This is a genomic window from Candidatus Accumulibacter meliphilus, assembly GCF_036625345.1.
GTDB lineage: Bacteria > Pseudomonadota > Gammaproteobacteria > Burkholderiales > Rhodocyclaceae > Accumulibacter > Accumulibacter meliphilus.
Map to the genome: position 1 here is coordinate 1 of NZ_JAZKTZ010000006.1, position 11,684 is coordinate 11,684.

Sequence of the window (11,684 nt, forward strand, 5' to 3'; positions counted from 1 at the left end):
GGCACCAGCAGGTAGAACATCACCTCGATCTTGAGAGTCCATAGTGCCCCATTGACCTCAGGTACCCTGTTGACCGTCAAACACACCAGGAAGCGTTGGCTGCAGAAAGTTCAGAAAGATCAGGTTGCTGCCGACGTACTTGAGCCATGCCCACGAGAAATAGTCGCCGACGGCCTTCGAGCTGACCGCTACCAGAAACACCGCGCAAAGCATCACTACCGTGAAATAGGCTGGATAGAGGCGTCTGACACGCTTGCTGAAATAAGAAGCAAGCGATGTCGACCGCTCACAGCTCATGAAGATGAGAAAGCCGCTGACAACGAAAAAAGCCTTCACTGCGGCACCGCCTGACAAGAAGCCAATGTCGGGCGACAGCTCTTGAAATCCGGAAAGAAAGGCAACGTGAACGACGACAACATTCACCGCCAACAACAGGCGCAGCAGGTCGAAGTTGTTTCTGCTCAAGCGCGGACTATCGTCACTGCATTTATTTCGACTCCCAGGGGAAACGTGGATTGACGGACTTCAGACGCCTTGCGCCGCAAGCCGGGGATGCCGGGGAGCCAGACGCGCAGAACGAGCGCAGCAGCCGAAATCAATCGTCCTGCCTGATCAGCACCACCGCCTCGGTGGCAATACCTTCTCCTCGCCCGACCAAGCCCAGCTTTTCGGAGGTCTTTGCCTTGACGTTCACGCAGTCCAGCGCCACCTGCAGGTCGGCGGCGATGTTGGCGACCATTTGCGGAAGATACGGCGCCATCTTCGGTTGCTGGGCGATGATCGTCGCATCGATGTTGCCGACCTGCCAGCCAGCCTCTGCCAACAGCGCCAACGTGGCGCGCAGCAGCGCGCGGCTGTCGGCGCCGCGATAACGCGGGTCGGTGTCGGGAAAGTGACGACCGATGTCGCCCAGCGCGGCGGCGCCGAGCAGCGCGTCAATGATCGCGTGCAGCAGTGCGTCGGCATCGGAATGGCCAAGCAGGCCACTGTGATGCGCGATGTCGACGCCACCGAGAATCATCTTGCGACCGGGAACCAGTGCGTGAATGTCGCAACCCTGGCCGACGCGGATCATTCGTCCTCCCGCGCCCTGCCCTGCAGGATCAGTTCGGCCAGGCGCAGGTCGGCGGGGAAAGTGACCTTGAAGTTGCTGGCGTCGCCGGCAACCAGGCGCGGCTTGAAGCCGGCGGCCTCGACGGCCGAGGCTTCGTCAGTGCCCTGCGGGTGTTCGGCGAGCACCTGGCGCAGCACGCCGTAACGAAACATCTGTGGCGTCTGCGCCTGCCACAGGCCGTCGCGCGACACGGTGCACGCGACGCGCTGTTCGCCATCTGCGCGCTTGAGCGTATCGGCCAGCGGCGCGGCCAGGAGGCCGCCGACCGGATCGTCGGCGAGCTGCTCGCATAGCGCGTTCAAATTCGCCTGCGACAGGCAGGGGCGCGCGGCGTCGTGAACCAGCACCCAGTCATCGTCGTGAGCGGCCGTAGCCGCGGCAGAGAGGCCATTGGCGACGCTGTCGGAGCGGCTTGCGCCGCCGCAATAGACGGTCTCCAGTTTGTGGCCAAGACTCGTCCAATCGTATCGCCGCCACCAGCCGTCGTCCGGAGAAAGCACCACCCAGACGCGATCGATGCGCTGGCAGCGACAGAGAGCGGCAAGACTGTAGTAAATCAAGGGTCGGCCGGCGAGCATCTGGTATTGCTTTGGCATCTCGCCGCCAAAGCGCGATCCGCTGCCGGCGGCGGGGACGATTGCGTAGTGACGTAGCATGGCGTAATTTTAACCAAAGAAGGCAAGCCGATACCGAAATAAGCGCGCAGCGCTGCGCACGGGCTCTCGCCGCCGGGCAACTTTTCGGGAGCCCGTGCCGGAGCCGCTCCGCCTTCCCGAGCAGCAAGCCTTGAGGATCGACAAGATGACCCACTCGACAGCCACAGTTCGTCCGGCCGCAGTCGCCGGCACCTTCTATCCAGAATCGGCCGTCGTTCTGACGCGCGCTCTGCGCCGGCTACTCGGCGACACGCCGCCAGCGCAGGAGAGTCGGGAACGGCCACCGAAAGCGATCATCGCGCCGCACGCCGGCTACGTTTATTCCGGCCCGATCGCCGCCACTGTCTATGCGCCGCTGCACGCGCTGCGCGCCACTATCCGGCGCGTCGTTCTACTCGGCCCGACGCACCGCGTCGCGGTCAATGGGCTGGCCGTGCCGTCGGTCAGCGCCTTCGCCACGCCGCTCGGCGAGGTTCCTCTGGACGCCGAGGCCATCGCCCGCATCGCGCCATTGCCTCAGGTCGTCGTCAGCGACGCCGCACACGCCATGGAACACTCGCTCGAAGTACAACTGCCGTTCCTGCAAACAGTGCTCGAACGCTTTACGCTGGTGCCCCTGGCCGTCGGCAAGGCCTCGCCGAGCGAAGTCGCCGAAGTGCTCGAAACCCTGTGGGGCAGCGATGAGACGCTGATCGTGATCAGCTCCGACCTCTCGCATTACCTTCCCTACCCGCGTGCCTGCGAGACCGACACCGACACCGCCCGGCACATCGTCGCACTTGACGCCAAGCTCGACCATCAACAGGCCTGCGGCGCGACACCGGTCAACGGCCTCTTGCTGGCCGCGCGTCGGCACGGACTGCGAGCCCGCTTGCTCGATCTGCGCAATTCGGGAGATACCGCCGGCGACAAGTCACGCGTCGTCGGCTATGGCGCCTTCAGCTTTACGCCGGTGAGCGCCGATGCCCACTGGGACCTCCTCGGCAGCGCCCTGCTCGTCAGTGCGCGCAACGCCATTGCCGCAAAGTTCGGACTATCACCACAGCCGGTGACGCCGATGCCCGAACTCTCCGAGCCCGGAGCGAGCTTCGTCACGCTGACCCAGAACGGCCACCTGCGCGGCTGTATCGGCAGCCTGGAAGCGCATCGGCCACTGGCCACCGACGTCGCCGAGAACGCCTTCGCCGCCGCTTTTCACGACCGGCGCTTCGCACCGCTGAGCGAGCCGGAGTTGCCGCGCACGCGCGTCGAAGTATCATTGCTGACGCCGGCCGAAGCTTTTCCGGTACGCAGTGAAGAAGACGCCCTGGCCCGCCTGCGACCGGGTATTGACGGCCTGATCCTGAGCTACGGCCGGCGGCGAGCGACTTTCCTGCCACAGGTCTGGGAGTCCCTCGCCGACCCCCGGCAGTTCATGGCCCAGCTCAAGCTGAAAGCCGGCCTGGCCGCCGACTTCTGGGACCCCGAGCTCACCCTGGCGCGTTATGGAGTACGAAAATGGAAAGAGACCTGAACGACTCGCTGAAAACCCCCGCATCCGCTCACCCTGCGCGTTGGTGGCACACGCTTGCCGACGGCCGCATTCAGTGCGACCTCTGCCCCCGCGACTGCAAGCTGCACGCCGGCCAGCGCGGCGCCTGCTTCGTCCGCCAGAACATCGCCGGCGAGATGGTGTTGACCACTTACGGTCGTTCGTCGGGCGTCTGCATCGACCCCATCGAAAAGAAACCGCTCAACCATTTCTATCCCGGCTCGTCGATTCTTTCTTTCGGCACCGCCGGCTGCAACCTGGCCTGCAAGTTCTGCCAGAACTGGGACATCTCCAAGTCGAAGGACATGGACCGCCTGCTCGACGCTGCCAGCCCCGCGGGCATCGCTGACGCTGCGGCCGCCTATGGTGCGCACGCCGTCGCGTTCACCTACAACGATCCGGTAATTTTTGCCGAGTACGCCATCGATACCGCCGTCGCCTGCCGGGCAAAGGGCATCAAGACCGTTGCCGTCACGGCCGGCTACATCCATCCCGAGCCGGCGCGCGAATTCTTTGCGGTCATGGACGGCGCCAACGTCGATCTCAAGGCCTTCACCGACGACTTCTACTTCAAGCTCTGTGGCGGCCACCTGCAAGCGGTGCTCGATACGCTCGCCTACATCCACCATGAGACGAACTGCTGGCTGGAAATCACCACCCTGCTGATCCCCGGCCGCAACGACTCGTCGAGCGAGGTCAAGGCTCTTGCCGACTGGGTGGCGCGCGAGCTGGGAGCGAACGTGCCCCTGCACTTCTCGGCTTTCCACCCGGACTGGAAAATGAGCGAACTGCCGCCGACGCCGCCATCAACCCTGACCCAGGCCCGACGCATCGCCATGGACGCCGGTTTGAACTACGTCTACACCGGCAATGTGCATGACACCGAAGGCGGCACCACTTTCTGCCCGGAGTGCCAGGCGGCACTGATCGAGCGCGACTGGTACAACATCCGCCATTACGACCTGCCGAGTGATGGTCGCTGTCCGCACTGCGCGACGCCGATCGCCGGCTATTTCAGCCGCTTCGGCAAACCTTTCGGTCCCCGTCGTGTTCCGGTCAAGCTGGTCCGCCGTTGAGTGAAGCGCTGGCCACCGCCGCCAGGACGCTGGCCATCGCCAGCGGCAGCGCGCGACTGCACGCCGAGCTGGTCCTGCCCACGCGACCTTCGGCACTGGTGATCCTGGCCCACGCCGGGCCGAATCCCGAGGCCCGCGACGACGCCCTCGCCGTCGTCCTCCGCCACGCCGGCATCGGCACGCTGAGCTTCGACCTGCTGAGCAGTAGCGAAGAACGTTTCGCCGACAATCATCACAACGTTTCGCTGCTCGCCAGCCGCCTGCTCGACGGCCTGACCCTGCTCAAGCAGCAGATGCTCCTCGAAGAACTGCCGCCGCTGCCAATCGGCCTCAGCGCTGCCGCTGACTGCTCGCCGGTGGTCGTGCGCGCCGCCGCCATTCGTGACCGCGACATCTTTGCCATTGTCTGCCGCGGCGGCCTGATCGACCTGGCCGGCATGCTCTACCTGCATACCCTGATCTCGCCCCTGCTGGTCCTCGTCGGCGAAGGCGAACAGCGCGTCGAAGCCAGTAACCGGCGCGCCTTGCGCGAGCTCGCCGGGCGCAAGGAGTTGAAGCGACTGCCGGCGAGTGCCGATGCCCCCGACTCGGCCGCGGCCTTCGAGTGGGTCGCGCGCGAAACGGCGCGCTGGTTCGTGTACCACCTGCCAGCGGCGGCAAGGACGACACGCGCGTAGAGGGGCGGCGCTGGAGCGTCACAACCCTTGCCGATGGAATAATCCCTGGCGCGTAACGCCAGCGCTTTATCCATGCTCAGCTTGTGGTACCAATGGCCAAGGAATAAAATTGAGGCCGAGCCTGATTCCCGCAATACCCTGGCCGCGGTCCACATTCGTACGCGCGGCGTCAACGCAAAATAGAGAAGGCATATGAAACCGGTAGATAGCATCACGCGACCCACCCTCAATGACCACCATATCAAGATCATCGAGGCCAGGCATCACGATCCCTTCGAGGTGCTGGGCAAACATCCCGACGAAAACGGCGTCGAAGTCTGCGTCTATATTCCGCATGCCGTTGAAGTCTCCATCCTTGAAGGCAATCACCCCCTTGAACGGATCGGAGAAAGCGATTTCTTCAGGTGGCGCGGCGCGGTCGACGACGTTCCCGAGCACTATCGGCTGATCTGGCTGGACGATGGTCATCGCCAGCACATCTCCCATGATCCCTATTCCTACGGACCACAGATCGGCGATCTCGATCTGCACCTGCTGAGCGCCGGCAACCACCGCCATGCCTACAACATCCTGGGCGCGAATTGCCGCGAAGTGGACGGCGTTGCCGGCGTCTTGTTCGCCGTCTGGGCGCCCAACGCCGAGCGCGTCAGCGTGGTTGGCGACTTCAACCGCTGGGACGGCCGTCGCCACCAGATGCGCGTGCGTCCGGGCAGCGGCGTGTGGGAAATCTTCATTCCCGACCTGGCGCCGGGAGCCTTCTACCGCTTCGAGATCAGGAATCGCAACAGCGGCGAAGTGTTGCTGAAGGCCGACCCCTACGGACAGCAGTTCGAGGCACGCCCGAAAACGGCGTCGATCGTCGTCGGTGAAGCAGAGCACGTCTGGCAGGACGGCGAGTGGATGGCAAAGCGTGCCGAATGGGACTGGCAGCACGCGCCGATGTCGGTCTACGAAGTGCACCTCGGTTCGTGGCAGCGCGGAGCGGAGGGAGAATTCCTGAACTACCGCGAGCTGGCCATCCGACTGGTTGACTACGTCACGCGCATGGGCTTCACGCACGTCGAACTACTGCCGGTCACCGAGCATCCCTTCGACCTCTCGTGGGGCTATCAGGCAACCGGCTATTTCGCCCCGACCAGCCGTTTTGGCACGCCGGATGACTTCCGCTTCTTCATCGACCATTTGCATACCCACAAAATCGGCGTGATTCTCGACTGGGTGCCGGCGCATTTCCCGAAAGATGCCTTTGCCCTCGCCCGCTTCGACGGCACGGCTCTCTACGAGCACGAGGACCCGCGCAAGGGCGAGCACCTCGACTGGTCCACGCTGATCTTCAACTTCGGTCGCAACGAAGTGCGAAACTTCCTCGTCGCCAGCGCCCTGTACTGGTTGCGCGAAATGCACCTCGACGGACTACGCGTCGACGCCGTGGCATCGATGCTCTACCTCGATTATTCGCGTGAGGACTGGATTCCCAACATGTACGGCGGCCGCGAAAACCTCGAAGCGATCGAGTTTCTGCGCGAGCTCAACAGCGTCGCGCACGTCGAATGTCCCGGCGCTCTGATCATTGCCGAGGAGTCCACCTCCTGGCCGCAGGTGACGCGACCGGTCTATCTGGGCGGTCTCGGCTTCGACATCAAGTGGAACATGGGCTGGATGAACGACACCCTGCGCTACATCGCCCAGGAGCCGATCCATCGCCAGTACCACCACAACCTGCTCACCTTCAGCATGCTCTATTCATTCACCGAGAACTTCATGCTGCCCTTCTCGCACGATGAAGTGGTGCATGGCAAAGGCTCGATGCTAAACAAGATGCCCGGTGACGAATGGCAACGTTTCGCCAACCTGCGCACGCTCTACAGCTACATGTTCACCCATCCGGGCAAGAAGCTGCTGTTCATGGGAACCGAATTCGGCCAGGGCCTGGAATGGAACAGCGCCGGCGTGCTCGATTGGTATGTGCTCGAATACCCCCTGCACAGTGGCATGCAACGCATGGTCAGCGACCTCAACCACCTCTATCGCAACACCGCGGCGCTGCATGGTCACGAATTCGACTGGACCGGCTTCGAGTGGATCGACTGCAACGATTCTGCCCAGTCGATTCTGAGCTTCGTGCGCCGCTCGGGGTCCGAGTTCGTGATTGTGGTGGTGAACCTGACGCCAGTGCCGCGTAGCTACTACCGCATCGGGGTCCCTGAAGAAGGTGCCTACGCCGAAATCTTCAACTCCGATTCGCATTTCTACGGTGGCAGCAACCTCGGCAATGGGCAGGAGGCTCTCGTTGCCCAGTCCATGCCGTGGATGAATCGTTCGCACTCGCTGGAAATCACCATCCCGCCACTGGCGACCATCGTGCTGGCCTTGCAACGCTAAGCAGCGAGTCGCCTACGCGACTCACGAACCGCCCTTCTCCCCTTGCGGGAGAAGGGCCGGGGGAAGAGGGGAAAACGGTCATGACTTTGATGATCCCGGGCGTCTCGATTGTCGTGACCGTTAGCGCCCCACAGTAAACGCCAGAGCTCCGCCGTCGCACATGCCGTCGGACAGGATCAGCAGCTTGTAGGCCTGTGGGGTCTCTTCGAGCACCGTCATGGCCTCCGGTTTGAGCGCCTTGTCTTCGCAGGTGTTGGCTTTGCCGGCTTTGGTCTGGCGCAGTTCCACGCCTTCGAGATCCAGGGTGGCCAGGGTTTTTGGCGTGACCACGGCGGCGCTGCCTGTTCCGTCCCACCAGGCAATCGACCACTTCACGCGCTCCTGGTTGGCAGGGTCGTCGTCAGGGCCGGTCAGCAGCAGGAAACCGCCTGCTACGGCCACCATGTCGCGTATGCCCCGCCCTGCCCCGACCTTGATTCGGGTGACGCCGGCCTTGGCGTCGCCGCCCTTGAACAGCGCTTCGGCATCGACCGCCAGGATGAGCGCCTGCCCCTTCCTGGCCGGGCCACGGAAGCCGAAATACAGGCGCCCGTCGCTGACCGCCAGGCCTTCGATGTTGACGCCATGTTCTCCCGCCAACTCCAGCGCCTCGGGGGGAGGCGCCGAGCCCAGGCATTTGCCTTCGCCGACAGACGCCTTGAGTTCCGGCTGCGCCTGCATGATCGCCCACAGGCGCCCGCTGTCCGCGTAGTCGACCAGGATTCCGCTGGGGTCGCCGCTCGGAGAGCGTAGCGCGCGGCCGGTCGCCGGATCGCGGCGGAAGCGGAGCACATGGCGGCTGTGCGGATTGCTCTGGCAGTCGGAACGTTTCGCCGAATGCGAGCCAGTGACATAGAAGTAGCTGCCATCGGTGGCTGCGCCTTCAGCGTCCAGTTCGCCCTCGTCGGCGCGCAGCACGACGCGCTCCGAACCGACGACCAGAGTAGCGTCGCGTAGGGTCGCGTAACGCGCCTCGACGCCTTCGTCGAAAACCAGCAGGCAGATGCGCTGTCGGGCGGCACTGAGACTACAGGCCATGCCGCTGACCGAGCGGCGGGCTTTCGCCTCTTTCTTCTTGCCCAGGCCGAAGGAAAAGCCCTCGCCACCCGTCCATGGGCCGCTGCCGGGCTGTACGCTGGGGACCGGGAGCGGGACCGGTGCGCGGGCGTACGCACTGCCTGGCACCCATAGCAGGGAAGCACTGGCGAATGCCAGGGCGCCGAGGTGCCAGCACCCTGAAAATTTACATGCCTTCCTTCTCATGGCATGAGAATGGTCTGAGGGGTCATTGATCTTCCCGGCACATGCGGCGGATTTCATCTTCCTTGATGGCCAGCGCGACCTGTTGCAAGACCGCGTCGACATCGGCCAGATGTTCGTCAAGAACAACCCGGCCCGTCAAGGCAAGGTCCGGGGTGAGCAGGCCACTTTCGTAGTGCGCCCAGATTTCCTTGCCGAACTGGCTGCCCGCCAGCGAGGGCGCAAAACTGCTGAAGTAGCTGCGCAGATTGATTACGTCCCGCGCCAGCATCTCGGCGGCGTTGCTGTTGCCCGCCGCGTCGATCGCCTGCGGCACATCGATGATCACCGGTCCGTCCTCGCCGACGAGGATGTTGTATTCGGAAAGATCGCCGTGGATGATGCCGGCGCAAAGCATCCGCACCACCTGCTCGATCAGCAGGGCATGAAACTCCAGCGCCAGTTCTTCGCTGAGCTCGACATCGTTGAGGCGCGGTGCCGGATGGCCGTCGGCATCGACAATCAAATCCATCAGCAAGACGCCCTCGTAGCAAAGATGCGGCTGTGGAACCCGCACACCGGCAGCGGCCAGCCGATACAAGGCATCGACCTCGGCACTCTGCCAGACCTCTTCCTGCATCTTGCGCCCAAAGCGGCTGCCCTTCTCCATGGCGCGCGCCTGCCGGCTATTCCTGACCTTGCGGCCTTCCTGGTAAGAAGCGTTGTTGCGGAAGCTGCGCTGGCTGGCCTCCTTATAGACTTTGGCGCAGCGAATGTCGTCGCCACAGCGAACGACATAGACAGTGGCCTCCTTGCCGCTCATCAACTGGCCGAGCACCTCGTCGACGAGGCCTTCTTCAACGAGTGCTGCGAGTCTTGCCGGGGTCTTCATGAGATGTTCATTCTCTTCTTGCTTGTCCTGCTGAGGAAGCCGCGTCTGCGACTCACGAATTGAGGGAAGGGATGGAAAGCAATCGCCGCCGCCGGAGTGCCAGGTCGCTGCGCTCCTCCCTCGTGACGGCCTGGCATATGACGGTCATTGCGAACACAGTGCGGCGATCTACAGGCTTGGCGATAGCCGCCGCCGCGTTGGCGGAACCTGCCGATCAAGGCTTGCGCAATCGTCTTCGCGAGCCCTCCATCCACGCGAACTCGCGCCAACCATAACACCACCGCGCGCTCTTGCGCAGACTGCGTTGACAGCCGTAAGGGATTCTGCGGTCCGCGGAAGCAGGCCTGGTTCCCCTGTCGATCCCAGCCGACGCCACGACTCTCCCCGCGTGACCCGCCCGCGCCCTCGGGGAACTCGGCTTCAAGCAGTACGTCCGGCGGCCCCGTTACGCGCGTCCGCCCGGCAGAGCTCTCTGCAAAAAAAGACCGATGTGCTGCACCTGGTGCGCCACGGCTCACACCCGCCCCCCGAATCATCCAACGCCGTAGGGTGCCATGTGCTGTCATTCGAGCGCGATCGGACAGGAGGTAAAGCAAAAACAAATAATAAGCAGCGGAACAGCAATATTAAAAGACGAAGAACACAAAGCCTTCGAAATCGCCAACGCGCCACCATTAACGGACTTGCAAAACGCAAACAACACACACACGGGGAAAATATTAACGGGCCTTACTTCGGCCCTATTTCCAGACATACGTTGTGCACGGCACGCCAGGATGGTCGAGGTCTTAACGGGCCTTACTTCGGCCCTATTTCCAGACTGGTGATGCAGAACCTATACGTTGTGCACGGCGTCTTAACGGGCCTTACTTCGGCCCTATTTCCAGACGCGGATGCGCTGGATAGCTACATTCCACCAACTCGGTCTTAACGGGCCTTACTTCGGCCCTATTTCCAGACTCGAAGAACAGTTGCCGGGTGTCGGTTATCGCAAGTCTTAACGGGCCTTACTTCGGCCCTATTTCCAGACCAACAGGTGTTGCTCCCAATGAACGGCATCAAGTCTTAACGGGCCTTACTTCGGCCCTATTTCCAGACAAGCTCTCCATCAACCCGGACTTCTCCCCGGACGTCTTAACGGGCCTTACTTCGGCCCTATTTCCAGACTGAAGTGCATCGACTATCTGGAGGAGCGTTACGAGTCTTAACGGGCCTTACTTCGGCCCTATTTCCAGACGGGCATGGCAACACTGAAAGGCTCGCACTGGTCTTAACGGGCCTTACTTCGGCCCTATTTCCAGACTCGGCAGCCTGCCCTCCACTCGCCAAGAAAAGTCTTAACGGGCCTTACTTCGGCCCTATTTCCAGACCGTGCGCTACTTCCAGTGCCATGGAGGCGACGAAGTCTTAACGGGCCTTACTTCGGCCCTATTTCCAGACATGCGTTGCGATATCGAAAGCTCCTTTACCAGAAGTCTTAACGGGCCTTACTTCGGCCCTATTTCCAGACAACAAGGACAGCCTGGGCCACTTTGTGGGTGATAGTCTTAACGGGCCTTACTTCGGCCCTATTTCCAGACTTTACAAGGAGAAACAAATGTTGATCACAAGAGTCTTAACGGGCCTTACTTCGGCCCTATTTCCAGACACAATGCACACACCATAAGGAGTGTCAAGTTATGGGTCTTAACGGGCCTTACTTCGGCCCTATTTCCAGACCTCAAAGCTCTCCTCCCTTTCTTCCCGCCGGTGTCTTAACGGGCCTTACTTCGGCCCTATTTCCAGACCCTACGACATTGACGATTGGTCAGATCTATGTGGTCTTAACGGGCCTTACTTCGGCCCTATTTCCAGACGGTCTGCCAAGAAGCAACAAAGACAAGCAGCGGTCTTAACGGGCCTTACTTCGGCCCTATTTCCAGACCCTCAAGGCGTGGGCAACAAGCACTACTTCGTCAAGTCTTAACGGGCCTTACTTCGGCCCTATTTCCAGACCGCATGACCCGCAACCCGATCGAGATTTGCATGAGGTCTTAACGGGCCTTACTTCGGCCCTATTTCCAGACCCCCTGACCGTG

At 62.2% G+C, this 11,684-nt stretch carries 9 protein-coding genes and 1 CRISPR repeat array (1 of these 10 running past the window's edge); of the genes, 4 read left to right on the forward strand and 5 right to left on the reverse strand.

Annotated elements, in window-relative coordinates:
• Positions 1 to 57 precede the first annotated feature (57 nt).
• The 3 genes from V5B40_RS13090 to ispD form a co-directional block, all read right to left on the reverse strand.
• Positions 58 to 465 (reverse strand): acyltransferase family protein, encoded by a 408-nt coding sequence (locus V5B40_RS13090; RefSeq protein WP_332354911.1) that lies wholly within the window; start codon positions 463 to 465, stop codon positions 58 to 60.
• Positions 466 to 595: 130 nt separating this feature from the next.
• Entirely contained in the window at positions 596 to 1,075 is a 480-nt protein-coding gene (ispF, locus tag V5B40_RS13095) for a 2-C-methyl-D-erythritol 2,4-cyclodiphosphate synthase (RefSeq protein ID WP_332354912.1), read from the reverse strand.
• Positions 1,072 to 1,770 (reverse strand): 2-C-methyl-D-erythritol 4-phosphate cytidylyltransferase, encoded by a 699-nt coding sequence (gene ispD / locus V5B40_RS13100; protein ID WP_332354913.1) that lies wholly within the window; start codon positions 1,768 to 1,770, stop codon positions 1,072 to 1,074. The genes ispF and ispD overlap by 4 nt, the downstream gene beginning before the upstream one ends.
• A 145-nt stretch (positions 1,771 to 1,915) precedes the next feature.
• Here ispD and amrB point away from each other — a divergent pair, with 145 nt between their 5' ends.
• From amrB to glgB, 4 genes are all read left to right on the forward strand, one after another.
• Positions 1,916 to 3,283, forward strand: coding sequence for an AmmeMemoRadiSam system protein B (gene amrB, locus V5B40_RS13105; protein ID WP_332354914.1), 1,368 nt, complete (start codon positions 1,916 to 1,918; stop codon positions 3,281 to 3,283).
• The gene (gene amrS / locus V5B40_RS13110) at positions 3,268 to 4,377 is read left to right on the forward strand and encodes an AmmeMemoRadiSam system radical SAM enzyme (protein WP_332354915.1); all 1,110 of its coding nucleotides are present in this window, start codon (positions 3,268 to 3,270) and stop codon (positions 4,375 to 4,377) included. Before amrB ends, amrS begins: the two co-directional genes overlap by 16 nt.
• Positions 4,374 to 5,054, forward strand: a complete 681-nt coding sequence (locus V5B40_RS13115) for a hypothetical protein (RefSeq protein WP_332354916.1) — start codon at positions 4,374 to 4,376, stop codon at positions 5,052 to 5,054. Before amrS ends, V5B40_RS13115 begins: the two co-directional genes overlap by 4 nt.
• Positions 5,055 to 5,246: 192 nt before the next feature.
• The gene (glgB, locus tag V5B40_RS13120; RefSeq protein ID WP_332354917.1) at positions 5,247 to 7,436 is read left to right on the forward strand and encodes a 1,4-alpha-glucan branching protein GlgB; all 2,190 of its coding nucleotides are present in this window, start codon (positions 5,247 to 5,249) and stop codon (positions 7,434 to 7,436) included.
• 120 nt (positions 7,437 to 7,556) lie between these two features.
• Here the strand turns inward: glgB and V5B40_RS13125 are convergent, their stop codons facing one another.
• Positions 7,557 to 8,738 carry a DUF3616 domain-containing protein gene (locus V5B40_RS13125; RefSeq protein ID WP_332354918.1) on the reverse strand — a complete coding sequence of 394 codons (1,182 nt, stop codon included), beginning with the start codon at positions 8,736 to 8,738 and terminating at the stop codon, positions 7,557 to 7,559.
• 22 nt (positions 8,739 to 8,760) lie between these two features.
• Entirely contained in the window at positions 8,761 to 9,606 is an 846-nt protein-coding gene (locus tag V5B40_RS13130; protein WP_332354919.1) for a PA4780 family RIO1-like protein kinase, read from the reverse strand.
• A gap of 716 nt (positions 9,607 to 10,322) precedes the next feature.
• Positions 10,323 to 11,684: a CRISPR direct-repeat array (repeat unit 36 nt; unit sequence GTCTTAACGGGCCTTACTTCGGCCCTATTTCCAGAC) (it continues 823 nt past the right edge of the window).